The 26,992-nt window shown below is 67.3% G+C and carries 18 protein-coding genes and 2 pseudogenes; 11 read left to right on the forward strand and 9 right to left on the reverse strand.

Annotated features, from left to right (window positions below; all coding sequences use genetic code 11):
- Nucleotide 1 precedes the first annotated feature (1 nt).
- From RCR19_RS00820 to RCR19_RS00840, 5 genes are all read left to right on the forward strand, one after another.
- The gene (locus RCR19_RS00820; protein WP_331263233.1) at nt 2–1,519 is read left to right on the forward strand and encodes a sugar ABC transporter ATP-binding protein; all 1,518 of its coding nucleotides are present in this window, start codon (nt 2–4) and stop codon (nt 1,517–1,519) included.
- Entirely contained in the window at nt 1,512–2,474 is a 963-nt protein-coding gene (locus RCR19_RS00825) for an ABC transporter permease (RefSeq protein WP_331263234.1), read from the forward strand. Before RCR19_RS00820 ends, RCR19_RS00825 begins: the two co-directional genes overlap by 8 nt.
- Nucleotides 2,475–2,497: 23 nt before the next feature.
- Complete coding sequence (locus tag RCR19_RS00830; protein WP_331263235.1) at nt 2,498–3,508, forward strand: ABC transporter permease; 1,011 nt, start codon at nt 2,498–2,500, stop codon at nt 3,506–3,508.
- Between the two features lie 197 nt (nt 3,509–3,705).
- Complete coding sequence (locus RCR19_RS00835) at nt 3,706–5,106, forward strand: carboxypeptidase regulatory-like domain-containing protein (protein ID WP_331263236.1); 1,401 nt, start codon at nt 3,706–3,708, stop codon at nt 5,104–5,106.
- A 206-nt stretch (nt 5,107–5,312) separates the two neighbouring features.
- The gene (locus tag RCR19_RS00840) at nt 5,313–5,627 is read left to right on the forward strand and encodes a hypothetical protein (RefSeq protein ID WP_331263237.1); all 315 of its coding nucleotides are present in this window, start codon (nt 5,313–5,315) and stop codon (nt 5,625–5,627) included.
- Nucleotides 5,628–5,821: 194 nt separating this feature from the next.
- Here RCR19_RS00840 and RCR19_RS00845 read toward each other — a convergent pair whose 3' ends face one another.
- Nucleotides 5,822–6,277 carry a DUF6884 domain-containing protein gene (locus tag RCR19_RS00845; protein ID WP_331263238.1) on the reverse strand — a complete coding sequence of 152 codons (456 nt, stop codon included), beginning with the start codon at nt 6,275–6,277 and terminating at the stop codon, nt 5,822–5,824.
- Between the two features lie 571 nt (nt 6,278–6,848).
- Between RCR19_RS00845 and RCR19_RS00850 the strand changes: the two genes are divergently transcribed.
- The 5 genes from RCR19_RS00850 to RCR19_RS00870 all read left to right on the forward strand — a co-directional run bounded on the left by RCR19_RS00850 (nt 6,849) and on the right by RCR19_RS00870 (nt 14,774).
- A complete protein-coding gene (locus RCR19_RS00850) occupies nt 6,849–9,611 on the forward strand; it encodes a multifunctional oxoglutarate decarboxylase/oxoglutarate dehydrogenase thiamine pyrophosphate-binding subunit/dihydrolipoyllysine-residue succinyltransferase subunit (RefSeq protein WP_331263239.1) in 2,763 nt (920 codons plus the stop codon).
- Nucleotides 9,612–10,770: 1,159 nt separating this feature from the next.
- Nucleotides 10,771–11,349 (forward strand): MaoC family dehydratase, encoded by a 579-nt coding sequence (locus RCR19_RS00855; protein WP_331263240.1) that lies wholly within the window; start codon nt 10,771–10,773, stop codon nt 11,347–11,349.
- Nucleotides 11,346–12,203, forward strand: a complete 858-nt coding sequence (locus tag RCR19_RS00860) for a CoA ester lyase (RefSeq protein ID WP_331263241.1) — start codon at nt 11,346–11,348, stop codon at nt 12,201–12,203. Before RCR19_RS00855 ends, RCR19_RS00860 begins: the two co-directional genes overlap by 4 nt.
- A complete protein-coding gene (locus tag RCR19_RS00865; protein ID WP_331263242.1) occupies nt 12,200–13,492 on the forward strand; it encodes an acetyl-CoA hydrolase/transferase C-terminal domain-containing protein in 1,293 nt (430 codons plus the stop codon). The genes RCR19_RS00860 and RCR19_RS00865 overlap by 4 nt, the downstream gene beginning before the upstream one ends.
- Before the next feature lie 73 nt (nt 13,493–13,565).
- Nucleotides 13,566–14,774, forward strand: a complete 1,209-nt coding sequence (locus RCR19_RS00870) for an acyl-CoA dehydrogenase family protein (protein WP_331263243.1) — start codon at nt 13,566–13,568, stop codon at nt 14,772–14,774.
- Nucleotides 14,775–15,010: 236 nt separating this feature from the next.
- On the opposite strand, the pseudogene RCR19_RS00875 reads toward RCR19_RS00870, so the two are convergent.
- The 3 genes and pseudogenes from RCR19_RS00875 to RCR19_RS00885 form a co-directional block, all read right to left on the reverse strand.
- A pseudogene (locus RCR19_RS00875) lies at nt 15,011–15,536 on the reverse strand (hypothetical protein).
- A gap of 192 nt (nt 15,537–15,728) precedes the next feature.
- On the reverse strand, nt 15,729–17,159 hold the full coding sequence (locus tag RCR19_RS00880; RefSeq protein WP_331263244.1) for an MFS transporter: 1,431 nt from the start codon (nt 17,157–17,159) through the stop codon (nt 15,729–15,731).
- Nucleotides 17,160–17,538: 379 nt separating this feature from the next.
- Nucleotides 17,539–18,558, reverse strand: a complete 1,020-nt coding sequence (locus tag RCR19_RS00885) for a GlxA family transcriptional regulator (RefSeq protein ID WP_331263245.1) — start codon at nt 18,556–18,558, stop codon at nt 17,539–17,541.
- A gap of 541 nt (nt 18,559–19,099) precedes the next feature.
- On the opposite strand from RCR19_RS00885, the gene RCR19_RS00890 reads away from it, so the two are divergent.
- The gene (locus RCR19_RS00890) at nt 19,100–20,470 is read left to right on the forward strand and encodes a DUF6351 family protein (RefSeq protein ID WP_331269306.1); all 1,371 of its coding nucleotides are present in this window, start codon (nt 19,100–19,102) and stop codon (nt 20,468–20,470) included.
- 243 nt (nt 20,471–20,713) lie between these two features.
- Here RCR19_RS00890 and RCR19_RS00895 read toward each other — a convergent pair whose 3' ends face one another.
- From RCR19_RS00895 to RCR19_RS00915, 5 genes and pseudogenes are all read right to left on the reverse strand, one after another.
- A complete protein-coding gene (locus tag RCR19_RS00895) occupies nt 20,714–21,406 on the reverse strand; it encodes a class I SAM-dependent methyltransferase (RefSeq protein ID WP_331263246.1) in 693 nt (230 codons plus the stop codon).
- Nucleotides 21,407–22,048: 642 nt separating this feature from the next.
- Nucleotides 22,049–22,213 (reverse strand): hypothetical protein, encoded by a 165-nt coding sequence (locus RCR19_RS00900; RefSeq protein WP_331263247.1) that lies wholly within the window; start codon nt 22,211–22,213, stop codon nt 22,049–22,051.
- Nucleotides 22,214–22,333: 120 nt separating this feature from the next.
- Nucleotides 22,334–22,925: pseudogene (locus tag RCR19_RS00905) on the reverse strand (malonic semialdehyde reductase).
- Between the two features lie 493 nt (nt 22,926–23,418).
- Nucleotides 23,419–23,712 (reverse strand): zinc-binding dehydrogenase, encoded by a 294-nt coding sequence (locus tag RCR19_RS00910; protein ID WP_331263248.1) that lies wholly within the window; start codon nt 23,710–23,712, stop codon nt 23,419–23,421.
- A gap of 288 nt (nt 23,713–24,000) precedes the next feature.
- Nucleotides 24,001–26,853 (reverse strand): AAA family ATPase, encoded by a 2,853-nt coding sequence (locus tag RCR19_RS00915; protein WP_331263249.1) that lies wholly within the window; start codon nt 26,851–26,853, stop codon nt 24,001–24,003.
- Nucleotides 26,854–26,992: the final 139 nt, after the last annotated feature.

Below are 26,992 nucleotides of genomic sequence, written 5' to 3' on the forward strand. Positions count from 1 at the left end.
GATGCTCGCGGTCACAGGACTGTGCAAATCCTTCCCCGGCGTGCGGGCCCTGTCCGATGTGGACTTCACCGCACACGCCGGGGAGGTGCACGCCTTGGTCGGCGAGAACGGCGCCGGCAAGTCGACACTGATCAAAGTCCTCACCGGCGTGTACCGGCCCGATGCCGGTGAGGTGACGTACAACGGCACCCCTGTCCGCTTCGCCACTCCCCTGCAGGCTCAGCAGGCGGGCATCTCCACCATCTACCAGGAGGTCAACCTCGTCCCGCTGATGAGCGTGGCCCGCAACCTCCTGCTCGGCCGCGAACCACGTGGTCGGCTGCGCCTGATCGACTTCGGCCGTATGCACCGTGAGGCGGACGAGACCCTGCGGAGCCTCGGCATCCGGGTCGACGTCCGCCGCCCCCTGCGTGAACTCGGCGTCGGCGCACAACAGATGGTCGCGCTCGCCCGGGCCGTGGCGGTCGACGCCCGAGTCGTGATCATGGACGAACCCACCTCGTCGTTGGAGCCCCGCGAGGTGAGCACGCTGTTCGAGGTGATACGCACGCTGCGCGAACGAGGCATCGCGGTCGTCTACGTCAGCCACCGCATGGAGGAACTGTACGAGATCTGCGACGCGGTCACCGTCCTGCGCGACGGCACGGTCGTGCACACCGGACGGCTCGCCGACCTCGACCGGCTGCATCTGGTGTCGCTGATGCTCGGACGGGAGATCGGAGAGGTCCGCCGAGAGGGTCTGACGAAGTTCGCCGGGTCCCATGACGCCGCCGCCGAACCGGTGCTCGAGGCAGCAAGATTGACGGCCCGTCACCGACTGCATGGCGTCTCGCTCTCCCTGCGTCCCGGCGAGGTGGTCGGACTCGGCGGTCTGCTCGGCTCCGGACGCAGCGAGACCGCCAGGGCCATCGCGGGCGCTCTGCCGGTCGACGGCGGCCGGGTCGTGGTGGCCGGTGCACCGGTACGCACCGGCTCCACCCCGGCTGCGATCCGCGCCGGGATCAGCCTGCTGCCCGAGGATCGCAAGGCCGAAGGCATCGTGCCGGGTCTGTCGGTCCGGGAGAACATCGCACTCGCGGCGCTGCCGGGCCTGTCGCGCTTCGGCCTGGTGGACGACGCACGGATCGACCGTATCGTCGACACCTTCATGAAGCGGCTGCGCATCAAGGCCTCGAGTTCTCACCAGAAGGTCAGCGAACTGTCCGGCGGCAACCAGCAGAAAGTGCTCCTCGCCCGCTGGCTAGCCCTGCACCCCAAAGTCCTGCTGCTGGACGAGCCCACCCGCGGAATCGACGTGGGCGCCAAGGCGGAAGTACAGGCACTCGTCGACGAACTCGCCGACGAGGGCCTGGCCGTCCTGCTGATCTCCTCCGACACCGAGGAACTGATCGAGGGCAGCGACCGTGTGGTCGTACTCAAGGACGGTGCCGTGGTACGCGAACTCACCGGAGACGCCGTCACCGAGGACGAACTGATGCGCGCGATCGCCGAGGTACCCGAGGGAGGGCCGCATGGCTGACGTCAGCGTCGCCCGCGTCACAGTGGACCGCGACCGGGCGCTGCGCCTCCTGCAGAACTACGGCGTGTACGGCGGAGTCGTGGTTCTGCTGGTCTTCAACTTCGCCTTCACCCCGCACTTCGCATCCGCCGAGAACTTCCGAACCCAGGCCGTGCAGGTCACCCCCGTGCTGATCGTCGCCCTCGGCATGGCCCTCGCGATCGGCACGGAGGGCGTCGACCTGTCGGTCGGTTCGGTCATGGCCCTGTCCACGTCGCTGCTGTCCCTCTACCTGGGCTACGGGCCCTGGATCGCCACGCTGATCGCGGTCGTCGGCGGCATCCTGGTCGGCGCGGCCAACGGGGCACTCATCGCGTTCGTGGGCGTGCAGCCCATCGTCGCCACGCTCGCGCTGATGGTCGGCGCCCGTGGTCTCGCGCTGGTCCTGCTCCCCCAGCTCAAGGACGTCCGCAATCCCGGCATGGCAGCCCTCGGCTCCGGAGACGTGTTGGGCATCCCGTATCTGGTGCTGATCGCCGCCATCCTGGCTCTGCTCGTGGCGTTCGCCGTCAAACGCTCCACGTTCGGCCGCCGCCTGCTGGCCGTCGGAGACAGCCGGCCGGCCGCGCGTCTCGCGGGACTGCCCGTGCGACGGGTTCTGATCGTGGTCTACGTGTGTTCGGGCGCTCTGGCGGCAGTCGCGGGCGTGCTGGCCACCGCTCGCCTCACCGCGAGCGATCCCACCTCACTGGGCACGCTGATGGAACTGTCGGCCATCACCGCTGTGGTGGTCGGAGGTACCCCGCTCAGCGGCGGCCGCGTCCGCATCGGCGGAACGGTCGCGGGCGCCGTACTGATCCAACTGCTCACCACCACGCTCATCAAGCACGACCTGCCGCCGTCATGGACGCAGATCGCGCAGGCCGTGGTGATCGTCGGTGCCGTCTACGCAGCACGTGAGCGAGGGAAGCAATGACCACCGACACCGGGGAAGCCACCATGGGGACCGAAGACGCCCTCGCCACCACCGCCGACGACCTCCCGCCCGGCACGACCGGATCCGAACGCCTGAGCGCGCTCGCCCAGCAACACGGCGCACTGGTCACCCTCGTGATCGCCATGATCATCGCCTCCCTCGCCTTCGACACCTTCCTGACCGGCGACAACCTGGAGAACATGGCGCTGTCGTCGGCGTTCCTCGCCGTCGTCGCCCTCGGCATGACCTTCGTGATCGTCACCGGTGGTATCGACCTGTCCGTCGGCTCGCTGTTCGCTCTGGGCGGGGTCCTCGCCGCTTGGGGTTCGCAGTACGGGACCGCTGTCGCACTGCTGTTGCCGCTCGCCGTGTGCGGGCTCGTCGGTCTGGTGAACGGACTGCTGATCGCACGCTCCGGACTCGCCCCGTTCATCGTCACCCTCGCCGCCATGCTCGCGGCGCGCGGTGTCCTCCTCGCGCTGACCGACGAGGGGTCACGGACATACCTGGTGGACAAGGACTCGTTCTTCGTCGAGCTCGGCCAGGGCTCGCTTCTCGGGATCGGGGTGCCGGTCTGGATCACCGTCGCGCTGTTCACGCTGGGCGCCCTCGTCCTCAGGCGCACCCGGTTCGGTCAGTACGTGTACGCCGTCGGCGGCAACGAGGACGCCGCAGCCCTGATGGGCGCGCCCGTGACCCGGACGAAGGTCGCCGTCTACACCCTGTCGGGACTGTGTGCGGGCCTAGCCGGTGCCCTCAACGCGGCGTGGCTCGCCTCGGGTGTGACGATCCTCGGCACGGGCATGGAACTCGAGGCGATCTCGGCCGTCGTCATCGGCGGCACCCTGCTCACCGGTGGCTTCGGCTTCATCAGCGGCTCGTTGGTGGGCGTGGCGCTGCTGAAGGTGATTCAGAACGTCATCAACCAGATCGGATCACTGGACTCCGCCTATCAACAGGTGGTCAGCGGGGCCTTCCTGGCACTGGTGATCGTTGCCCAGACCTGGCTCGGCCGCCGACAGCGCGTGCTCTGATCCGGACGACCTCGACTTGGGCACTGGGCTCGACTGCCGTACTTATGCCTGATCCCGGCACCGCGCCGGCGGTCCGCAGCCAGGCCGGGGCTCCTTCTTGAAACGGCCGCAGGAGGGTCGCTCGATGTATGCCATGCCGCGCTCGCATCAAGACATGATCGACGGTGGAACCCCAGCCCGACCATAGGGTTTGGGGAATGAATCGTTCCCCGAGTGCCGGTCCGCCGGCGCCTGCGAGCAGCACGATCAGGCGTTCGCTGCTCGGCCCCAGTTGGTTCGCGGCCGTGATGGGCACGGGCATCGTCGCCAATGCGGCGGTCACCCTGCCCCGGAGCTTGCCCTGGCTGCACACCGCTGCCCTGGTGGTCTGGCTGGCAGCCGCGCTCCTGCTGACCCTGCTGGCCGTCGGCTACCTGCGCCAGCGGTCGCTGCGGTTGCACGCCGGTGACCCGGTGATGGCCCAGTTCTTCGGTGCGCCGCCCATGGCACTGCTCACGGTGGGAGCCGGGACGCTGCTGCTCGGCCGCAGGCTGCTCGGGCCTCAGGCTGCGCTGGACGTGGACTGGGTGTTCTGGTCGCTGGGTACCGTGCTCGGCCTCGTCACGGCGTGCACGGTGCCCTATCTGATGGTCACGCGGCACCGTTTCGCGCCGGACGCGGCGTTCGGAGGCTGGCTGATGCCGGTGGTGCCGCCGATGGTGTCGGCAGCGACAGGCGCGCTGCTGGTCCCTCATGCACCGGCAGGGCAGTTCCGGCTCGCCCTGCTGCTGGGGTGCTACGCCATGCTCGGACTCGGCCTTGTGGCGGCACTGTTGGTGCTGGCCATGATCTACGGCCGCCTGGTGCACCACGAAGCACCGACCGGAACGGTCGTGCCCACGGTATGGATCGGCGCGGGAGCGCTGGGCCAGTCGGTCACCGCGCTCGGCGCACTGGCTGCGGCGGCACCGAGCGCGCTGCCCGCACCCTACGCGCGGGGCACCGCGGTGTTCGCGCTGCTGGGCGGGATCGTCGTGTGGGGCTTCACCATGCTGTGGCTCGTGCTGGCCACGGGGCTGACCGTACGCACGATCCGGGCGGGGTTGCCCTTCGCCCCCACATGGTGGTCGTTCATCTTCCCGGTCGGCGCCTGTGTGACGGCCACCGGCGCCCTGGCGGTGCGAACCGGTTCGGATGTTTTCGCATGGGTGGCGGTGGTGCTCTATGGAGCACTCGTCGTCGCCTGGGTGGTGGTGTCAGGTCAGTCCGTGCGGCACGCGCACGGGCACATGCGGCGTCGATCCCCCGGCGGGCACGCGCGTCGACGCGCCGCCGAGTCGGAGGAGGCGCCCAGCGGAGCGACCGTGCTCAGGGGGACCGTCCGCACCACCGCCGGCGGCCGTCCTGTCTCCGATGCCCGTGTCACGCTTCTCGACCCGGCAGGCGATGTCGTCGCCATGACGCTGACCGGCGAGGACGGCTCCTACTCGTTCAGCGATCTCGAAAGCGACCGCTACACCGTCGTCACTGCGGGATACCCGGCGCAGGCCTCGCTCCTCACGCTCAACGGCAGCGGTCAGAACGCCTTTGATCCGACGCTGACGCACGAGGTGGACTGAGCAACTCCTGTTGCCGCGAGCGCATTCAGTGCGTCACGCGCACTCCGCGGTGATGCCGAAGGCAACCACGTCCGAGCAGATGACCGACGGCGAGCGTGCCACCTGGTTGAGGTGGGATTCGGCAACTGGGGTTGTTACCGCATGGATTCACCGCGCCGAGGTCGAGCCGCACCCCGCCGCATGCGGGCCCTGACAGGATGTCCGGCATGTTGGAAAAGAAGCTCGACGCGCTGTCGCAGATGTTGGCCGAGCACATGGCCAGGCCGTTTCCCCCGAGCTTCCGCGGCCTGGACATCGAAGACCACGACATGGTGCTGCTCGACGCGGACGCCTACGGATACGCCTCCAGCGTCCTCCACGGCCCGCTCGATCAGAAGCGCCGCGCAGGCTTGACGAGGCTCACAGCGGCATTCGAAAGGGTGCTCCCCGCGATCGAAGACGCGTACGCGGCGGAGTACTACGCACACGTCCGCGATATGGCGGTACTGGCCGCCGAAGTCGAGACCTTGCGGGTCAAGTAGACCTACGGCAGGGGAAGTTCACCAGGGCCGCGGTTGGGTAGGGCGCCGTGCGGTCACCTTGCCGATGCACTCGGCCGACCGGACGGCGCCCTGATCGGGCTTGCGCACTGCCATGCCGCGATGCCCCTCCCCCGTGGTGACACGGGTCCCGCGGCTGCCAAGGCTCGAACCGTCTCCAGGCGCCGCGCACGGCATCACGTCAGGTCCGCCTCCGACCCCTTGCTCATCGCCGCGAGCCGGGCCATTTGGCGTCCCATGCCGCCTGCTCCGGCCAGCGGCGCCAGAACGTGCGGCCAGATTGAGCGGACGAGGCTGACATGCCGTGCGCCGCCGAGGGCCACCACGGGGTCGAGGAACACGATGTCGCGTGCGGTGGCCTGCTCGAGGAGAGCGTGGGCCGTTATGGCGTCGGTCGTGCCATGGGATGTGTCATAGGGCTCGATGACGTCGTCGAGGTCGAGCAGGCCGTAGCGTGCCGAGAGAATCAGCACCCGGTCAGGTTGCAGTGCATCGGCGGCTTTGCGGCACGCCCGGTGATAGGAGCCGATGTACATGTCCGCCGCCCGTGCAGCTCGGCTCAGTTTGCTGCTGCCGCACGGGATGACGACGAGCTCGGGTCGGAAGTGGTCGAGGTTGCCGTCTGCGGTCATTCCCATTGTCCTGCCTGTTGGTGTCGGACATGCACAGCCCCGGTGGTGTACGCCGGGCGGCCTTCTCGTCGGGTGACCGGAACCGCGACAGCGGACCGACGGCCCACCGGGAGCGGCGCCTCACCGCCGCACAGGAAGGGGCGCCATGGTTCGAATGACGGGCGTCTGTCACCGAGTGTCACAGACCGACCACGATCTGCCATCTGCCACATATATCCCTCCACTCGACACCGTGGCCCGAGGTCGTGATGATCGATACCCACAGCCGGCGTCTGATCGGTAGCGGTCCTCGGTGTGGGCGCCACGCCATCGGATCAGGACACCTGGTGCCGAGAAGACAGACCTCGGTACTACGGTCGAAGCATTCCACGCACGATGCGCAGACTCGACGCCATGTCCTCATGTGCCGCCGTTATGGCACTTTCGCTCGGCCTGCTCATATCCCCCCTTGTCATAGCCTCGGTACTACGACGCGGTCCGAGAGGGTTGCTTCCCCAGCACATGCGGGAGGCGGTAGCCCCGGGCAGGATGGAAACGATCAGCCAAACCGGCCGCGTCCGCCATTGGTCGTATGCAGCGAGGAAAGAAGGCGATCCACACCGTGGCGTCGCAACCCCACGCCGGACAGCCGGTGCTCCATGGGCAGGAATTCGGCCTCAACGAGTGGCTCGTGGAAGAACAGTACGAGCGGTACCTCCATGACCCGACTTCGGTCGACGAGGCGTGGAGGGAGTTCTTCAGGTCTCCATCAGCCATGACACCGACGCGTCATGAGACGAACACCACGAGTGACGCTGCCGACGGCTCGGCGGTCAAGGCGGTCCGCGTCGCGGCACTCATCCACGCGTATCGCGTGCGCGGGCATCTGATGGCCGACACCGACCCGCTCACGACACATCAGCGGGACGCACACCCGGGGCTCGACATCACGGCGTTCGGACTGGGCACCGAGGACCTTGACAGGGCCTTCGTCGTCGACGACTTCGCCGGACGGGACGTCATGACGCTTCGCGACGTCCTTCACGTCCTGCGGGAGTCCTACTGCGGCTCTCTTGGGACCCAGTACATGCACATCCAGAGCTTCGAAGAACGCCACTGGGTCCAGCAGCGGCTCGAGACGCCCCACCGCTGCCCGGACCGCGCCGAACAACTTCAGATCCTCTACCGGCTTGGCGCAGCCGAGGCGTTCGAGACGTTCCTGCACACCAAGTACGTGGGCCAGAAGCGGTATTCACTCGAGGGCGGCGAGTCCGCGATCGTGCTGCTGGACGCCTTGCTGCGCCGCTCCATCAGGAACGGGGCCCGGGAGGCCGTCATCGGCATGGCACACCGTGGCCGGCTCAATGTTCTGGCCAATATCGTCGGCAAGTCCTACGCGGAGATCTTCCACGAGTTCGAGGACGAGGTGGACATCCGGTCGGTCCAGGGGTCCGGGGATGTGAAATACCACCTCGGTGCGGAAGGGACCTACCGTGCTCCCGACGGTGGTGCCATGCCCGTCTCCGTCGTGGCGAATCCCTCGCATCTGGAGATCGTGGGGCCGGTGGCGGAGGGTGTGGTCCGAGCGAAGCAGGAGGTGGCAGGCGCCGGCGACGTCTCGTCCGTCCTGCCCGTCCTGGTCCACGGGGATGCCGCCTTCGCGGGGCAGGGCGTGGTGGGTGAGACGCTGAACATGTCACAGCTGCCGGGCTACCGCACCGGCGGGACGGTTCACATCATCATCAACAACCAACTCGGCTTCACGACCTCGCCCACCCACGGCCGTTCGAGCACATACGCCACCGACGCGGCGAAGACCGTCGAGGCCCCTATCTTCCATGTCAACGGAGACGACCCCGAGGCAGTCGTGCGCGTCGCACAGCTGGCCTTCGACTACCGTCAGGCGTTTCACAAGGATGTCGTCATCGACCTGATCTGCTACCGGCGCCACGGTCACAGCGAGGTCGATGACCCGTCCATCACGCAGCCGGCGATGTACGACCGCATCGATGCCAGGCCTTCGGTGCGCAGGCTGTACGCCGGGGCACTGGTCCGCCGAGGGGACATCACCGAGCAGCAGGTCGAAGGCGCCCTGCGGGACTATCGGGAACGCCTGGAACGGGCCTTCGTGGAAACCCAGGCGGCGTCGGCATCCGACTCCCCCGGACTCCTCGCCGTCGTCGGCGACGACGGATTGCCCCCCGGAGTGAGCACCGCAATCACGGAGGCGGCGGCTCGGCACGTCATCGCGTCGCAAACCGATCTGCCGCCGGGTTTCACCGTGCACCCGCGTGTTCTGCCGCAGTTGCAGCGGCGCACCACGATGCTTGATGCGGGAACCATCGACTGGGCCACCGCGGAAACCCTCGCCATCGGCTCGCTGCTCCTTGACGGGGTTCCTGTACGGCTTGCAGGACAGGACTCCCAACGCGGCACGTTCGGGCAACGGCACGCCGTACTCACCGACCGCCGCACCGGCATCGAACACACACCGCTCAACTCCCTCGGTGCGTCGGTCGAATTCGCAGCCTGCAACTCGATGCTGTCCGAACTGGCGGCACTGGCCTTCGAATACGGCTACTCCCTGGCACGGCCCGAAACTCTGGTGCTGTGGGAGGCCCAGTTCGGCGATTTCGCCAACGGGGCCCAGACCGTGGTCGACGAGTACATCGCCTCGTCCGAACAGAAATGGGGACAACGCTCCGGGGTGACGCTGCTGCTCCCGCACGGCTTGGAGGGGCAGGGACCGGACCACTCCTCCGCGCGAGTCGAACGATTCCTGCAACTGTGCGCACAGGAGAACATGACCGTCGCCATGCCATCCCTGCCGGGCAACTACTTCCACTTGCTCAGACAGCACGCTCTCGGCGAGCACAGAAGGCCGCTGGTCATATTCACTCCGAAGTCGATGCTGCGGCTGAAGTCCGCGACCTCCACACTGACGGAGTTCACCACGGGCGCTTTCCGTGCAGTCCTGCCGGATGAGACGGCGGACCCGGCCCGGATCGAACGCGTGCTGGTGTGCTCCGGCAAGGTCTTCTACGACCTGGACGCCCATCGGCGGAACTCGCACCTGTCGAACACCGCGATCGTGCGTGTGGAGCGCCTGTACCCGTTCCCGGAACACGAACTCAGCACGGAGCTCGGACGCTATCCGGCCGACGCCGAGGTGCTGTGGGTGCAGGAAGAGCCCGAGAACCAGGGTGCCTGGCCCTTCCTGGGTCCACGCATACAGCGGCTGACGAAGCGTCCCATCGGATGCATCAGCCGAGCCCAGGCGCCGGCCCCCGCCGTTGGTTCCGCCCGACGGCACGCCGTCGAGCAGAAGGAACTGGTCGCGGCCGCCTTCCGCTGACCACGCCGGCCGCCGGCCGCCGAACAGAAAGGATGGCTTCGGGCCCTGCGAGATGGTGGATTCCAGACGCGTCGCACGACACCAGCTCCGGCAGGGCGGAGGGTGGGTCGGCGGCGTGGGCTGGGCAAGGGATGTCGTCGGTGAGCCGTTCACCTGGACCCGTACGGCGCGCAGTTGCTCATCGTCAGTACCGTCGCCTACTTGGGGTGGGGATGCCGGCCGTGTCGATCGGCAGCCCGTGGTGGACCGTACCCCTCCTCGTGGTGTGCGCGGCGGGACTGATGCATCACCGCTACGGGGCCGAGCCGCAGGCGGAGCGCGACGGCCCTGGCGAATGCCGGCGTGCCCGTGTGACGGGCGGGTGAGACAGACAAGATCGAGCGGCCTGTACACCTCCCTCGCTGGTCATTTCGGCAACGCGCAAGCGGCCACTCCAGCGGATGCCCCTCACCTGAATCACGCGCGACGTAGCAGAACTAGCGGCGGCGAGCGAGCGCATCACTGCCCTCAACGATCCTGCGCCGGTGCTCGTTCAGCCGGCGCTGCTTCACTCGGCCCCGACCTGGCTGATTCCTCAAGTGCTCAAGCGCTATCCGGCAGAGGCTCCAGCGATACGCTTCGAATTGCGTCACCCGGCAGGCCACGAGACTCTTGAGGTGTTATAAGTCCATCATGCCGACGTCGCGGTGATCAGTCCTCGTCCCGATTCGTCCGAATTCTCGTGACACATTCTTGCGCGGGAGCAGCTGTGTTTGGCCGTCCCGCGGACCCATGCGCCGACCAGGCGCAGAGTCTGGCGTTGGGGAGGCGCGAAAGCGGAGCCCTGTATCACTTTGCAGCCCGAGTTCGAGTTGCGCCGACTGATGGACGAACGGTGGCACCGGCGGGCACAGGGATCATCTCGATGGAACTTCTGCTGGTCGCCGACTTCGGCGTCGCGATCGTGCCGTCACCACTCCCGAACCGTACTGACCCCGAGGTCGCCTACATCCCGCTTCGGAACGGTGCCCGCGAGGTTCGCCGAGTTCGTCGTCTCCGGCCGATGCGACTGACGCCGCCCGCAGCCTTATGCGCCGGATGCATGAGTTGAGCGCAAAACACTCATTGGACGCATGAAGCCGGGCGTTCCACGATGGCTACCAGGAACGAGGAGATAGCCATGGGACTCCCAGACACGACCGAACCAGCGCCCGACGACGAGGCGACGGTCAGCTGGACGGGCCGCTATTTCGAGGACTTCAAGGTGGGTGACGTCTACCGCCATCCGTTGGGGCGAACGGTCCTCTCCACCGACAACAGCTGGCTGACCATGTTGACACAGAACACCGCGCCGCTCCACTTCGACCATCACTATGCGGCGCAGACGCCGTTCGGTAAGCCGCTCGTCGACTCGACCTTCACCTTGGCGCTCGTCACGGGCCAGAGTGTCGTGGACGTGTCCCAGCACGTGATGGCCAACTTGGGTTGGGACAGGGTGCGGATGCCCAACCCACTCTTCGAGGGAGAAACGGTGTATTCCCAGTCGAAGGTCCTGGCGATCCGAGAATCGGCCTCTCACCCCGAAATCGGCATTGTGACCGTGCGCACGGTCGGTTATACGGAAAGCGGCAAGATCGTCATCACCTTCGAGCGCACTCTGATGGTGTACCGACGTGGTCATGGTCCGAGATTCGTTGCCGCCAGGCCCATTTGGGACGACCGTTCGCGGCGTGCTGCCGGACTGGAGGAGGGGGCATGAGCACTCTTCCGAACAGCACCCCATCCACTCGTGCGCAGGCCGTGCACTCCCGGTCGTGGCTGTTCGTGCCGGGAGACCGGCCGGAGCGGTTCGCGAAAGCCCTGGACAGCGACGCTGATGCCGTCATCGTCGACCTGGAGGACGCGGTCGCTCCCCAGCACAAGACAGCGGCACGCGACAATGTCGTCGAGTTTGCGACCTCCTCTGCGATATTCGTGCGGGTCAACGGCGCCGACTCCCCTTGGTACAAGGACGACCTGGCGGCCCTGCGGGACTGCTGCCCACCTCTGGGCGTGATCCTGCCGAAGACCGGTTCCGCCGATGACGTGGCCGCTGCAGCAGCGCTCCTCGGCCCGCAGATCCCGGTCGTTGCCCTGGTGGAGACGGCGTCGGGAGTGCAGAACGCCGGCGAGATCGCTGCTGCTGTCCCCTCCGTCCGGCTGGCTTTCGGCAGCCTCGACTTCGGCCTCGACATCGATGCGGAAACGGACGACACCACTCTCCTGTACGCCCGATCCACGCTGGTGATCGCCTCGCGCGCTGCGGGGTTGCCCGGCCCGGTCGACGGTGTCACTACCGAATTGGACGATCCAGCGGCGGCCGGTCGTGACGCCGGGCGGGCCCGCCGGCTCGGCTTCGCGGGCAAACTGTGCGTCCACCCTCGTCAGACCACCCCCGTGAATGAGGCCTTCGGTTACTCCCCGGAGACAGTGGCCTGGGCACGGCGCGCCGTGGAGGCCGCCGGCAAAGCTGACGGGGCCGCTGTGCGCGTGGACGGCGAGATGGTCGACAAGCCCCGCCTTCAACTCGCTGAGAGAGTTCTGGCATTCTCAGCCAAGGGGAACGAGCCATGACCAGGGACGCATGGGCAAGCGTGGAACGGCCTGGAACTGCTGACGACGTCCTCAGCTTTGTCGACGACGGTGCGGACCTGATCGTCCCCATCCACCACGGCGAGCCCCACACGGTCATCGACGCACTGGAACGGCACGCTGAACAGTTCAAAGACGTGCGGATCCATCAGATGGATCCGTCGGTGGAACGTCCCTACATTGTGGGCAAGTTTCCTGGCCGTCTGACGCATGTCAGCTACTTCCTCGGGCCGGGCGACAGGCACGCCTACTGGAACGGCCTGTGCGAGCTCGTGCCGGCGCACTTCAGTGAGGTGCCGAGACTGCTGAGGAAACACACCCGTCACAGCTTGATGTTGGCCGCGTCCAGCCTCCCCGACAAACACGGGTATTTCAGCCTGGGCACGAATGCCGACTACGTTTCATCGTTCATCGGCGAGGTGCCGTTCTTCCTCGAGGCGAGCCCGCGCATGCCGCGCACGTTCGGGCAGAACCAGGTCCACATCAGCCAGGTCGCAGGCTGGTGCCGTGCCGACTACGCGCTCGAGGAGACGGTACCGGCGGTACCCGACGAGCGCGACCGGCGCATCGCGGAACTCGTCGCTGAACGCATACGTGACGGATCGTGTCTGCAGGTCGGCGTCGGTCGGATTCCCAATGCCCTACTGGCGGCCCTGGCAGATCACCGTCATCTCGGCGTCCACACCGAAGCGATGTCAGACGGGGTGATGAACCTGGTGGAACAGGGCGTCATCACCGGCACGCGCAAGAAGCAGCATCGCAACAAGCACGTCGCCAGTTTCTGCATCGGGACGCACCGCTTCTTCGACTGGCTCGACGGCAACGCCTCGGTGTCCATGATGCCTGTCGACTGGGTCAACGACCCGCGTGTCGTGGGCAACGAAGCCAACATGGTTGCGATCAATGCCACGAGCGAGGTCGACCTCATGGGCCAGGCCGCGAGCGAGACCATCGCTGGTCGCTACTGGTCCGGCTCGGGGGGCCAGGCGGACTTCTCGCGTGGAGCGCTGTACTCGCCAGGGGGGCAGGCATTCCTGGTCACCCATGCCGCCACCAGCGACGGCACCAGTCGCATAAACGTCGAACTCGGCGATGCGAGCCCGGTCACCACCTTGAAGAACACCGTCGACCATGTCGTCACCGAGTACGGCGTGGCCGAGCTGAGCGGGCGCAGTATCTCCCAGCGGGCCTCCGCCCTGATCGCGATCGCACACCCGGATCACCGCGACAGGCTCGTCTTCCAGGCACGTCGCGCCAGGATTCTGCACTGATCCGGGGAAGTCGCCCGCCCGTGAACTGGGGCTGCTCCCAAACCGTGCACAGAGAATACGTCCAGGAGCATCGATGAGTGAGACCTCGATTCCCGTGAAAGACATCGCCGTCAAGGACAACGAAAGGGCGCACGAGGAACTGCGCACGCAAGTCCGCAAGCTGTGCCAGACCTTCGACGACGAGTACTGGCGTCGTTATGACCGGGAGCGCGCCTACCCCGAGGAATTCGTCCAGGCCCTCACGGAAGCCGGCTACCTGTCGGCACTCATCCCCACTGAGTACGGCGGGTTGGGGCTAGGAATCACCGAAGCAAGCATCATCATGCAGGAGATCAATCGATCGGGCGGGCACTCAGCGGCCTGCCATGCGCAGATGTACACCATGGGGGCTCTGCTGCGGCACGGTAGTGCCGCACAGAAGCAACGTTACCTCCCGGAGATCGCGAGCGGTCGACTGCGGCTGCAGGCGTTCTCCATCACCGAGCCGGAGGCCGGCTCCAACACCCCGCAGATCCGGACTGCCGCCGTGCATGACGGGGACGAGTACGTTGTCACGGGCCACAAGAACTGGACCAGCCGCATCGCCCAGTCCGACCTTCTGATGCTTCTGGCGCGCACCGAGCCACTGCCGGACGATCCCGCGGAGCGGACCAAGGGCATCAGCCTGTTCCTCGTCGACCTGCGCCGCATCCGCGCCGAACAGCCCGAGACACTGGTTGTCGAGCCGGTCCGGACGATGTTCAACTACGCAACCAACCAGGTCTGGTACAAAGAGATGCGTATCCCCCCCGACAGCCTCATCGGCGAGGAGGGCAAGGGTTTCCGCTACGTCATCGATGGTTGGAACGCCGAGCGGATCCTGCTGGCCTCGGAAGCCATCGGTGACGGCTACTGGTTCCTCGACCGGGCGATCTCCTATGCCAAGGAGCGCAACATCTTCGGCCACCCGACGGGAGCCGACCAAGGAGTGCAGTTTCCCCTTGCCCGCGCGTACACGCAGGTCGCGGCGGCTGACCAGATGCGTACGCGTGCCGCTACTCTCTTCGACGCCGGCGAGAAGTGCGGGGCCGAGTCCAATATGGCGAAGTTCCTGGCGAGTGAGGCGAGTTGGCAGGCCGCCAATGTCTGCCTTGACACCCATGGCGGCTACGGCTTCGTCGACACCTGGGACGTCGAGCGCAAGTTCCGCGAGACGCGCGTCTACCAGGTGGCGCCCGTCAACAACAACATGATCCTGGCGTTCCTGGGCCAGCACGTGCTGGGACTGCCGCGTTCCTACTGAGCGCAAGCCCCACTCGGCACGGTTCCGGTGCCCGCGGGTACCCAAAGACCCCGTCACCAGTGGAAGTCTGCCCCGGCTCGGGAGCCCTCGTTTCGGGAGAAAGATGCGTCCGACAGCTCTGGGTGTACTGCCATGAGCAGAAGATCCGTGGCCGTCTCCTCGGACCACGTGACGTCGCCCTGGGAGAGAGAAGAAGCCTGCCGCGCAGATGGCGCTACTCAGAGCGTGCTGCGAGATCAGGTCTCGCCTCCGAGTGAATCGGGGAGCCGTCGGTCGCAGGCCCTGACCTGAGGGTCTGCGAGGAGTACGACTCGATCAGCCTCGACGTCGAAGCCGAGCACTGGATGGCCGTAGTCGGCTTCCGGGTCCATCAGTACCGGTTTACCCAACCGCCGCCCGATCTCCCGAAGGAAGTCGCAGAGCACATCAAGTCGGTCCTGGCCCTGCAACTCCCGCAGATCAACGTCGAAGTCGAGGTCGTCGTCGGTGTGGAACCGGAAGATCGCCAACACATCGGCGGTCGGCCAGACCCGCAGCTCCGGGCACTCGGCATCCGCCGGACGGGACAGCACGGTCTCCGCCCGAGGCACTGGAAGCACCGTCTCTCTCGGAGTACTGGCACTTCCAGCCCTTCTCCGCAACAAGATCGAGAACCGTTTGCCAGTCCTCCATCGAGGCATTCGGAACACGTACGTCCGGCAGCGCCCCCATCAAGTCCGGGTCGAAGAACCACTTCACGTCGTCCCACAGCAGGTCGGTCACCCCGCCAGACTGCCTGGACCGCCGGCCCGACGCACCCGCGTTTCCCTGGGCCAAAGGCATAGGGGCGCCAGGCCGGCACTACTGGCCTGGCGCCGGGTCCGCCCCTCGGACCCTACCCGCCGGGTGGTTGCCAGGGATCAACTGGACCAGGTGCCGACAATCCCCCACGCCCAGTGCCCAATTGGACCCCTATCACGCGTTCACGTCCTGTCGCGGGGAGCGGATCCCGACGAATCCCAGCAACGCGCCGAAGGCCGTGACACCCGCGGCGATGCTGAAGCTGAAGGCGTATCCGTGTGTGGTAGCGGTCATCGGATCGGTGCCCGAGTGCCGCAGCACGGCGGCGTGGCCGGCGCCCAGGGAGACCAGGGCTGCGAGACCGATCGCGCTTCCGATCTGCATGGACGCATTGTTCATGCTGGTGGCGATGCCCGCGTCCTCACCCGTGGCGCCGTCCACTCCGGCGACGGTGGATCCGACCAGGACCAGGCCGCCTCCCAGCGGCACAAGGATCAGTCCCGGCAGCACGTCCGCCGCATAGGTGCCGTGTGTGCTCAGCCCGGCGAGGAGAACGTAGCCGATCGTGGAGATCGCGAGGCCTCCTCCGTTCAGGGCCCGAAGTCCGAAGCGCGCAAGGAGCCTCGGCGCCAGCACGGTGGCGCTGAAGAGAATGACCAACCCGAACGGCACAAAGGAGAATCCGGTCGCCAGCGCGGAGAAATGCAGTATGTGCTGCACATACAGACTCAGCGAGAAGAAGAGTGCCGCGAAGCCGACGTAGTAACAGATGCGCACGGCGTTGGCGATGCTCCGGTTCCTTGAGCGGAGGAAGGCAAGGGGGACCAGGGGCTGAGCCACTCGGGCTTCGACGAACACGAACGCGATCAGGCAGACGACACCGATCCCCACACAGCCCAGGACAAGGAACGAGAGCCAAGCATGGTTGTCCTTCTCCAGGAGGCCGAACACGATCAAGAGCAGCCCGAGGGTCACCAGGACGGCGCCGAGGACGTCAGGCCGGCCTCGCTTGGTCGCCCTGCTTTCGGAGACGAGTCTGAGCGTGGCGAGGAACGCGAAGGCGGCGATGGGGAGGTTGATGAAGAAGATCCAGCGCCAGGAGGTGAGGGAGGTCAGAACCCCCGACAGCACGACACCCAGTGCCACGCCGACTCCGGCAAGGCCGCTCCAGATGGCCATGGCCCGTGCCCTTTCCTGCCGCTGGGTGAACAGCAGCGTCACCAGGGCCAGCGCCGCGGGGCTCACTAGTGCCGACCCGACGCCCTGCACGAAGCGGCTGGCGACCAGTACACCGGCTTGCTGAGCCACCCCCGCGCTCGCCGACGACAGTGCGAAAATCACCAGGCCGACGAGAAAGAGGCGTCTGCGGCCGAGCAGGTCACCCAGACGCCCGCCCAGCATCAGCAGGCCGCCGTAGGTGACGGTGTAACCGTTGACGACCCACGCCAGGCCGGTTGTCGTCAGGCCGAGATCCCGCTGGATGGGGGGAAGGGCCACATTCACCACGGTCACATCAAGTAGCAACATCACCTGCACCAGGCAGATGATCCCGAGCGCGCGCCATCTGCGCGGATCGCCTTCGGGCGTGGGACTGGTCGAAGTCATCGCTGATCGCCTTCTGTTCGGTCGGGCCGACGCCGTGTCCTCGGGCATCGCCTGGAGGGCACGGCACGGAATCGGCCTCGTCCACGGACATTTCCTGAGGCGTTCAACACGCGGACGGCGCCTGTGCCTGGCCGCAGCAAAGGACAGCGATGGCGCACATCCGGCCCTCCTGGAGAGGGCTCGACGCAAAGCGCTCGCCGGGGGCTGTCGTACAACAGAGGGCTGTTTCTCGGGCGGCCGACGGCCGACGCCGACAGAACGCGTCGACAACGCCGCCGTCCGCTCTCAGCCACGGCAGGCACGGCCGACCGTCAGGGCCCGATCCCCGACCGAGAGGCCCGCGGAATCCGCGAGGCAACCGTCTCCGGTGGCGAAGCGACTACCGCAGGATCACCTGGGACTCCGGCTCCCCAGCACCCACGCCGGTGGTACGGAAACTGTTGCGGTACGCACCGGGCGTCACGCCCAAGTGCCGTACAAACGCTCTCCGCATCGACTCGGGCGACCCGAACCCCGTGTGCCGCGCTACCACCGGCATGGAATCGTCCCCCGCCTCCAGCAGTACCCGAGCAGCCTCCAGCCGGACCTGCTCCACGTACCGGGCCGGAGTGGTCCCCACCTCTTCGAAGAAGAGCCGGGTCACATGGCGGACGCTGACGCCCGCCCTTCGTGCCATGGCCGTCAGCGTGTGGTTGGCGCCAGGGTTCGTGGCGACCTCATCGAGCACCCGCCGAAGCATCTCGTGACGGGAGTGCGGCACCTGGGAGCGGATGCTGAACTGGGACTGACCCCCCGGCCGTTGCATGAAGACCACCATGTCCTTGGCCACCGCTCGGGCAACCTCTGCGCCGCAGTGCTCCTCGACCAGCGCCAAGGACAGGTCGATGCCCGCACTGACGCCTGCCGAGGTCATCATCCTCCCGTCCCGTACGAAGATCGCGTCCTGTTCGACCTGCACGGACGGGAAACGCAGGGCAAGTTGCTCCGAGTGCCGCCAGTGTGTCGCGGCGCGACGTCGATCCAGCAGTCCGGCCGCAGCGAGCAGAAAGGCACCGGTGCACACCGATGCCGTACAGCGGGCCTTCTCATGGAGTCTGCGGACGACATCCAGAAGCGCGTCGTCCTTGATCAGCGTCTCCCATGACGGACCGCCCGGGATCACCACAACGTCGGACGGCTCACGCACATCGTCGACGGCCAGGTCGGCGCTGACGCGGGTCCCTGCGGCCGTCGTCACCTCCGCCCCGTCCTCGGACGCGATCTGTACCCGATAGCGCCCACCGAACTCGTTCGCCGAAGAGAACACCTCGATGGGACCTGTCACATCGAGCAGCCGCACTCCGGGGAAGACGAACACCGTCACGGTGACCGCGTCCGTTCCGGAACGGTGCTGAATCATCGAATGCCTCCGAGTCATACACGAGGGGGACACGGCAGGCATGACAGCGCTCCGCCGTTGATCGGGCTTCGCGACGCCCATCGTGCGCCCATTACCCGCGTCGACGCCACGACCGGCAGACTCCCTGCTGGGAGGCACAGCCTCCCAGCCCGCTCATCAGGCCGGTGAATCCGTGCCGGCCGCGGTGACAGCGCGGCCCTGGCGCCGTCCGGTACGCGTCGACCAAGGCCCGCCTGTGGTGACGGGCCTCTTCTTGAGGCCGTCCATGCGACGACCGAGCCCGCCCGGGACCTCGGGGGCCCGCCCGGTGTGCCCGTGGCGTGGTGACGCAGCGTCGTTGCGAACACTATGACCGCAACGATCGGAGGCGTGGCTGCCCGCCCCCGCCCGCGCCTAGCATCCACCCCGCGGCGCAACGCCGCGCCCTGTGAGGACAAGGAGCCGCGCCTTGGCAAGCCTGAGAACGCTCGCACGTATTGTCCGTCGATCGCAGTCCGGCACAGGACGACGGGCGGGACTCGCCGTCTGCCTCGCCGGGGCGGTGGCCTGCGCTCTGCCCGGTGCGCCGTCCGCTTACGCCGACCCTGGTCGTCCCGTGTCCACCGACTGCCCGGCAAGCCTGGCGGGGGCGGCCACGTGCTACACCGGCCAGGACGCCGACGGCGCGTTCTACGCGATGGCCGTTCCCAAGACGTGGAACGGCTCGCTCGTCGTCCACGCCCACGGCGGCCCCGACCTCGGCGACAGCTCGGACCCCGAACGCAGCGTCGGCGACCTGGACCGCTGGGCGGTGATGGTCAAGGAGGGTTATGCCTGGGCCGGTTCGTCGTACCGGCGCGGCGGCTACGGTACGCGGATGGCCGTCGAGGACACCGAGAGCGTACGACGCCTGTTCGTAGACGAGTTCGGAAGGCCGAAGCGCACTTACGTGCACGGTCAGTCCTGGGGTGGGGATGTCGCGGCCAAGGTGGTCGAGACATACGGCGCCAAGCACGGCGCGTACGACGGTGCGTTGTTGACCAGTGGTGTGCTGGCGGGCGGTTCCCGTGGCTACGACTACCGCGTCGACCTCCGTGTGGTCTACCAGTACTACTGCCAGAACCACCCACGCCCCACCGAACCTCAGTACCCGCTGTGGAAGGGCCTGCGCGCCGACTCGACGATGACGACCACCGGACTGCGCGCCCGGCTTCAGGAATGCACAGGTTACGAGTCTCCCCCGGCAGAGCGGACTGCACTGCAGCAGCGCAACCTCGATGACATCCTGGCCGTGACCGGCATCCCCGAGCGCACTCTCGAGTCGCATCTGCGGTTCGCGACCTTCACGTTCCGCGACATCGTGACCAACCGTCTCGGCGGTCGCAACCCGTTCAGCAACGTGGGCGTCCGGTACTCCGGGTCGCACGACGACAAGGCCCTCAACGCCGGCGTGGAGCGGTTCACCGCCGATCCGACCGCTGCAAGGGACTTGTCCTACGACAGCGACCTCACCGGAAAGGTGTCGATCCCCGTCCTGACGATGCACGCGATCGACGACCCGACGGCATTCGTACAGCACGAGTCTGCCTACCGCGCCTCCCTCGACGGCGCACACCGGGGACGATACCTGGTGCAGACGTTCACCAAGGAGAGCGAGCACAGCGCACTGAGCGACTCCGAATACGCCAACTCGATCGCAACGCTGGACAAGTGGGTGCGTACGGGCAGGAAGCCCAACCCCCAGGCGATCGCGTCATCCTGCCCGGCCTTCGATCGCACGTATGGCACCGGATGCTTCTATGACGCGGGCTTCCACCCCGGCCCATACGCTTCACGCGTCACCCCCCGGCCGGGCGGCCTGAACTGGCCTGCCATGACCGCCGCGCAGGAGAAGTCCTGGAGCCGGATCGACGGCGTCGGTATCGCTCCCTGACAACGAACCCTCCGTCAGCGCTCGCTCCGGACGTCCAGCCGGTCGGCTGCCGGCAGGCTGGTCGCGGGACAACAGACGCCTGTTGAGAGCCACTTGTGGGTCGAGGTGGTTGCTGTGCCCCTTGCAGCACAGCAACCACCGGTCACCGGCGGCCATCACCCGCTTTCAGCAACCGCGTCGTCATTGAGCCGGAAACGGCGACACCGCCGAAGTGGCATCGCGCGATGCAAAGGTTGCTCCCGCTCACGGCACAGAACGTCCAGTGGCCCGGAATCCTTCGCTCTTCGTGGCCACGCCGGTGATCAGCGGCCGGACGATGGGCGGCATTCCGCGCCACGACGCCCCCGCCATGGATTCAAGCTCGAGCCCGCACTCCAGGATGAGCCGGTCGGTCGTCCGGTTGCAGTGGCAGCCTTCCGCGAAGCGCCGCCACGGGCCGCTGAGACGGTCCTGCCAAGAGGCGAGCCGCGGCGACCGAGAACGCACATGTTCAAGGAACAGCAGTCGGCCACCGGGCCGCAATACGCGCCCGATCTCTCGCAAGGCCAGATCGGGTGACTCCACGGTGCACAGCACGAGCGTCGAGACGACCGTGTCCACAGTGTCGTCCGCGAACGGCAGGCGCTCCGCCGACGCGTCGAGCACCCGCACCCGACGTGGGATGCGACGCAACCGCTGTCCCAATCGAGCACGCATCGCCGCTTCGGGTTCAGTGAGGATCAGCTCGTCGAGATCGCCGGGGTAGTAGCGCAGGTTCAGGCCGGTGCCGCTGCCGAGTTCCACCGTCCGTCCTTCGGCACGGCCGATCAAGTCCTGCCGAAGAGCACCCAGGGTCACCCTCTCCCCCAACCAGAGGAACGGGTCGTAAATGGCCGCGAACACCCGAGCCCACGCATCCGAGCCCCGCGCCGCCCGCTCTCCGGTGCCACTCTCCACAGTCCCGACCGTACGTCGACGGGGTGGGTGCTGCATGTCCAGGCCGCCGATCGGAGGTGGACGGGTTGCGGCGGGCGCTGCGCCACCGCTGCTGCGGCAGCGTGCACATCGCCGTCGCCCGCTCTCGATCCGATGATGATCGCAGCGGCTCCGATGTGCTGTGATGCCGTCGTCGAGGGAGGCTGATGTCATGAGCGAACCTCGCGTAATCGTTGACGCGCCCGCTGAAGGGGGAGGCCGGCGTGTCCGGGTCGATGACGAGGTCCTGGGTGTCGCGTACAGCCTCCGAGACCTGAGCGTCTTCCTGCAGCGCGCCGGCGCGGAATCCCTGGACGAGGTCGATGTGGCGGACTCACCACTGATCGAGTGGTATGGAGGCGGCCCGGAAGTATGGCCGCGGTTCCGTTGATGCGTTGCGGGTCGTCTTGTGCCGTTCTCGGCGATGGAACAGCGGAGACGTCACCTGCCGTCCGGGTCGAGACATGTCGTCGACGACGCCGTCGGGGACTCGAATTCTCCAAGTGCAGCGTATGATCCACGGCTGGTCGGAGACCGCCTTTCCAGGCTTCGGGTACCCACGACGTCGCGCTTCGCCGGCCCTACGGACCCTTCGCCAGACCAACCGGCTGTCGAGACGACTGCCTAATCCAGATCGCCACTCCCCAGGTATTCACGTACGTAGCTGGAAAAATCGCATCCCTCGCCGATCACCTCACCCTGGTCGTCGAGCACGAGGGCGTAGTCTTCCGTGTCCACCAGGTAGATGCGACCTTCGACCCTGTACGCCCCGCAATGCTTCACGGACATGAGCTTCCTCTACTTCGTCTTGGTGCGGCCACAGGGGCGGCGGGACCGCTCAAGCCAACCGTCGCGCACTTGCGCACGGGCAGCGGGGCAGATGCGCCGCCCGGCTCACCGTTGTCTTCGTCAGACCGTGGTGACGACTTGGTTGTAGGTCAGACGCGGGGAGCGCGGGAACCATGCGTTCTCGCCCGGTTTGCCGATGTTGACGACGACAAGAGCCGAGTGCTTCCCATCGCTGAAGAACTCCTTGTTGACTCCCTCGGCGTCGAAGCCGGTCATCGGTCCCGCCGCCAGGCCGGCGGCACGGACGCCGATGATGAAGTACCCCACCTGAATGAGCGCGTTGAGCCTCGCGGACTGCTCGCGCGTCTCACGTTCGGCGAAGAGCTCCTTGGCCTGCGGGAAGTGCGGGAACTGGCTGGGCAGTTGCTCGTGGAACTCGTTGTCCGCGGCGAGGATCGCGACGAGGGGGGGCGTCCGCGGTCTTCTTGCGGTTGCCCTCGGAGAGGTGCTCGGTCAGGCGCTCACGTGCTTCGACGGATCGGACCAGCACAATACGCAGCGGCTGCTGGTTCATCGAGGTGGGGCCGTATTTGACCAGGTCGTAGATGGCTTGGACCTGGTCCTCCGTCACTGGCTCCTCGGCGAAGGTGTTGGCGGTCCGTGCCTCACGGAACAGAAGGTCCTGAGCAGTGGGGTCGAGCACAAGGGACATGGTGAACCTCTCAGTGGTGAACTTCTATGGCTTCTTGGTGATTCGGCGAAGTGCAAAGCAGAAGTACTGAGCGCTGGCACCCAGCAGGTACACGGCGGTCGTGGTCGTCCCCACCAGCCCCCACAGCAGAGGCCCTGAACAACACCGCGTCAGCAGCACACTGACCAGCCCGGTGCACGCCGCCATGGGTAGATGGAAGGCGGCCCATATCCGGGTGCCCGCCGCGACGGCACGGTCCGGTTTGATGGAGGTACCGCCGTATGCAAGAGCCGCCAATGCGACGAAGGCGAGCGTCGCGCCGACGAGAAGGGCCAGAACGTCGGCCGCGCCTGGGCCACCTTGATGGGACGATGCCACCGCGGTGGCGGTCCACAGTGCCAGCGTGTACCCGTGCGGAGCCGCACTCGCGGCCACGGCTGTGCGGAGTTGGCCGCGGTAGTCACGCCTCGGACTTGTGGGCGGTTCGGGTCCGACCACCCTGAGCTGCGGTTGACTATCCGCCCGCGACATGGACGACGACCTCGCCACGCTGGTGCTCATCGTTGAGCGCCTCGTAGGCGGCAGGAGTCCGGCCGAGCGGAACGACCCGCTCGATCGGCCGGCTCAGCTGTCCGCTTGCCGTCGACTCGCTGATGGCGCCGAGTTCGTCGCGGTCCGGCTCGACGACGAGGCGGACCGCGCGTGCGGCGTCGTCCCGGAACCCCGGGACATGACGCGGTGCGGTCTCGAAAGCCGACTCTCCGGGGTCTTCGCGCCTGTGGGCGCGTACTGTGCGCATCGTGTTCATGAGGCGGTCGCTTCCTGATGAATGACGGTGCCATGCGAGGGCCACGCCGGTGCGTCCACCATCACGGCTGACCCCAGGGCCGGGCATCACCCATTCAAGGGATCCTTGGCACCCTGTTCCGTGATCGCGTGCAGGGCAGGCCCGGTTGAACTCCACCACACGTCGCGAGCCGCGCCTTCATCCTGGCCGAACTGGTTGGACAAACGCCGGGTCGGGCCCGGGCCCAGTCACGTGCCCCACTTGCCCACGCATCGGCGCACAGTCATACCGATGCCGACTCCACGAACGTCACACGAAGCCGTCTGCCGCACCGACTCCGCGCTCGATCGCCAGCCGGGTCAGTTCGACCCGCGAGTTGATTCCGAGCTTGGTGAAGATGTGTTTCATATGGGTGTTGACGGTGTGGACGGACACATAGAGCCGGTCGGCGATGGCACGGTTGGTGAGACCGTCCACAACGAGCGGGATCAGTTTCTGCTCGGATTCGGTGAGGTTCTCCCACTCCTGGTGACCGGCCGTATGGCTCCGCACCGGCGCACTGCGCACGCCGAGTTGGCGGAGGCGCCGCCTGATCCGTTCCTGATCCCGTTCGGCTCCGGCAGCCGCCGCCCATTGGCCCGCTTCTTCCAGATACGGGATCGCCGACGTCGTGTCGTCCGACACCGCCAACAACTCACCGAGGTCTTCACAGGCCGCCGCCAGGGCCAACGGCCTGCCGGTGCTCCGGTAGCCGCTGATGGCGGACGTAAGGGCACGGGTGTCGCGGTGGAGCAGGCCGTCCACATGGGCACCGACCGTCCCCATGATCTGCTGGCTGTCGTCCTGTGCCGTCAGACTGCGCAGTGCCGCCGCCACACCCTGCGCGACCGACGGTTCGTCGCCTCGTAGAGCGATACGCACGATTCCAGGCCACTGGGACGGAGGCAGCGCAAGAAGCCGCGTCGGTTCACGGCTTGCGAAGTGTTCCCTGAGCGCAGCCGCACCTACGCCGGCTTCGTCCTCCGCGTCCGCCAGGCCGGCGCGCGCTAGAGACACCAAAGGCCCGTACCGCTGGGTGTTGCCGGACCCGGATGCGGCCACGCGGAGGTGGTCCCTGGCCTTGCCGAGGTCACCGCGTCTGATCTCCACCAAAGCCAGCACCGAGCGGGCCTGTGGAATCGGCAGAGTGATCTCGAGTTCGTCTGCCACCATCAGACTGGCCTCGGCCTCCACGGCCGCGTCGTCCAACGCCCCTTGTTCGAGCAGTGCGCAGGCACGCGCGGCATGCCAGTGGGGCAGCGACCAGCCGAGACCCAGCGCCTCCGCTTCACGCTGTCCCTCCCGCAGGATTCGCTCGGTGTCGGCGAGGCGGTCAGTGGCGGTCAGCACGGTGGCCAGCCACAGCGCCGGAATTCGCGGGGGCCGCAGATAGAGCGCGGCGGGCTGGGTGCCGGCGCGTCGGGTGGCCTCCTCGGCCAACTCCAGCGCGTGGGCCAGACGTCCGCGGTAGAAGGACGTCTGCGACTGGAACACCAGGGCGCTGACGATGACGGCCGGATCGTCGCTGCGGTAGGAGGTCTCGAGCAGCCCGGGTCCGGTCCGCTCGGCGGCGATGATGTCCCCGAGGTACACGTGGCCGGTCGCCTTGGTCTTGAGCAGCCGAGCGCGCAGTTCGGCCGGCAGCGCGGGAAGATCCAGAGCCTGCTGAAGGTGCGTCATCGCGGCTGCGTCGTCGCCCGCGGCCTGGTGGATCTCGGCCGCCACCAGACGCAGGTACGCCTCCTGAAGCGGCTCAAGGCCTTCCGGCAGAGTGACGTCGACCAGGTCGAGCGCCTCGTGAACCCGGCGAGTCCGGCCGAGGTACTCGGCGGCGTCGGTCAGCAGGCTGATGCGACGCCGGTCGTGCGGGGGCAGCAGTCCCGCGACGCGCTGAGCCAGGTCCGCGGCCGCGTCGGGGGCCGACGACGACAGTTCGCGTACAGCCGTGGTCAACGTGGTCACGGCATCGTCGTCGACCGGGCCACCCGACATGACGACATGCCAGGCCACCTCGGCCGATCGCGCCCCGAAGCCTCGCAGGCTGTCGGCCGCCTCCCGGTGCAGAGCGGTCCGTACGGCCGGCGGGAGGTTCTCGTGGACGGCCTGCCGGATGAGATCGTGCCGGAAGGCCAGTCGCGGTCCGTCGGCCGAGAGCAGACCGGCGTTCAAGGCGGCCTCGACACCCGACAGAAGGCTGCCGACCTGCCTGCCGAGCATGCGAGCGGCTGTTCCGAGGTCGAATTCGCGGCCGAGTACGGACCCGATCTGGAGCAGGCGCACGGCGTCTTCCGGAAGCTGGTTCACCCGCATGGCGACGCTCCGCCGGAAACTGACGGGTATGCCGTCGTGCAGGAGACTCGCCTCGCCCATGTCCGTCCTGGCCGCATCGGTGTCGGCGAAAGCGCGCACCAGTTCGATCGCCAGGAAGGGATTGCCCGCAACGCCCCGCAGGAGCCGGGACAGACCCGGTGACGGCATCGCACCGAGCACATCGGCCGCGATGTGCTGCAGCTCCTGCTGCGGCAGGGGGCCGAGGGTCAGCCATCGGGCTCCCAGGCGTTCGAGGTCCTCCCGCACCCTGGCCACGATCGGTCGCTCGGTGTCCGGCCGTACCGCCAGCACCCACAGGATCTGCGAGGCGGCCAGGCGTCCGGGCAGGGTCCGGAGCGCGAAAAGTGTGGCCGGGTCCGCCCACTGCGCGTCGTCCACGATCACGGCCACCGGGGCGCGCTGAGCGCGTACCTCAAGAGCGTCAGTGATGCTGTCGAGCAACCGGAGTCGCTGGTCGTCCGTGGCCGCAGTCGCATGGTGGGAACCGTCGGAGGACTGCAGGGCGGACTGAAGTGCGGCGCCCGCCGCATACTGATCGAGCTCATCGGCCCGCACCAACACCACATCGAAGCCGGACCGCCGGGCCATTTCGTCCAGCTCCGCGAGCAACCGGCTCTTGCCCACACCGGCCGCGCCCTCCACGACGACGCAGGCACCTCGTCCGCCGCGCACCGCATCCAGGGCGTCACGGACAGCCAGGACCTCGCGATCCCGACCTCGCAGGCGCAACCCGGACTCGACCTGGTTGCCACGCCTGTCGGCCCGGTCGTCGGCGGGGTCTGTGCTGTGCATGAAGCCCAGCATGGCCCACCTCCGCATATGCCCTCAACATCGGTGCCGCGGCGATCGTCTCTTTCACCCGGGTGATCGCCGGTTCCGCGGCGCCCTGTCACCCCACACCGGCGCATGCTCCGTGCCGTCCAGATCTCTT

Source organism: Streptomyces sp. WAC07094, assembly GCF_036320405.1.
In the GTDB taxonomy this organism is placed as follows: Bacteria; Actinomycetota; Actinomycetes; order Streptomycetales; family Streptomycetaceae; genus Streptomyces; species Streptomyces lannensis.

Excerpts from the sequence above, each read along its gene's own strand:
- RCR19_RS00880 (WP_331263244.1), bottom strand. The coding sequence starts at position 17,159 with ATGACTTCGACCAGTCCCACGCCCGAAGGCGATCCGCGCAGATGGCGC.
- RCR19_RS00820 (WP_331263233.1), top strand. The coding sequence starts at position 2 with ATGCTCGCGGTCACAGGACTGTGCAAATCCTTCCCCGGCGTGCGGGCC.
- RCR19_RS00860 (WP_331263241.1), top strand. The coding sequence starts at position 11,346 with ATGAGCACTCTTCCGAACAGCACCCCATCCACTCGTGCGCAGGCCGTG.
- RCR19_RS00845 (WP_331263238.1), bottom strand. The coding sequence starts at position 6,277 with ATGACCGCAGACGGCAACCTCGACCACTTCCGACCCGAGCTCGTCGTC.
- RCR19_RS00900 (WP_331263247.1), bottom strand. The coding sequence starts at position 22,213 with ATGTCCGTGAAGCATTGCGGGGCGTACAGGGTCGAAGGTCGCATCTAC.
- RCR19_RS00850 (WP_331263239.1), top strand. The coding sequence starts at position 6,849 with ATGCAGCGAGGAAAGAAGGCGATCCACACCGTGGCGTCGCAACCCCAC.
- RCR19_RS00915 (WP_331263249.1), bottom strand. The coding sequence starts at position 26,853 with ATGCACAGCACAGACCCCGCCGACGACCGGGCCGACAGGCGTGGCAAC.
- RCR19_RS00825 (WP_331263234.1), top strand. The coding sequence starts at position 1,512 with ATGGCTGACGTCAGCGTCGCCCGCGTCACAGTGGACCGCGACCGGGCG.
- RCR19_RS00835 (WP_331263236.1), top strand. The coding sequence starts at position 3,706 with ATGAATCGTTCCCCGAGTGCCGGTCCGCCGGCGCCTGCGAGCAGCACG.
- RCR19_RS00870 (WP_331263243.1), top strand. The coding sequence starts at position 13,566 with ATGAGTGAGACCTCGATTCCCGTGAAAGACATCGCCGTCAAGGACAAC.
- RCR19_RS00885 (WP_331263245.1), bottom strand. The coding sequence starts at position 18,558 with ATGATTCAGCACCGTTCCGGAACGGACGCGGTCACCGTGACGGTGTTC.
- RCR19_RS00855 (WP_331263240.1), top strand. The coding sequence starts at position 10,771 with ATGGGACTCCCAGACACGACCGAACCAGCGCCCGACGACGAGGCGACG.
- RCR19_RS00830 (WP_331263235.1), top strand. The coding sequence starts at position 2,498 with ATGGGGACCGAAGACGCCCTCGCCACCACCGCCGACGACCTCCCGCCC.
- RCR19_RS00865 (WP_331263242.1), top strand. The coding sequence starts at position 12,200 with ATGACCAGGGACGCATGGGCAAGCGTGGAACGGCCTGGAACTGCTGAC.
- RCR19_RS00910 (WP_331263248.1), bottom strand. The coding sequence starts at position 23,712 with ATGAACACGATGCGCACAGTACGCGCCCACAGGCGCGAAGACCCCGGA.
- RCR19_RS00840 (WP_331263237.1), top strand. The coding sequence starts at position 5,313 with ATGTTGGAAAAGAAGCTCGACGCGCTGTCGCAGATGTTGGCCGAGCAC.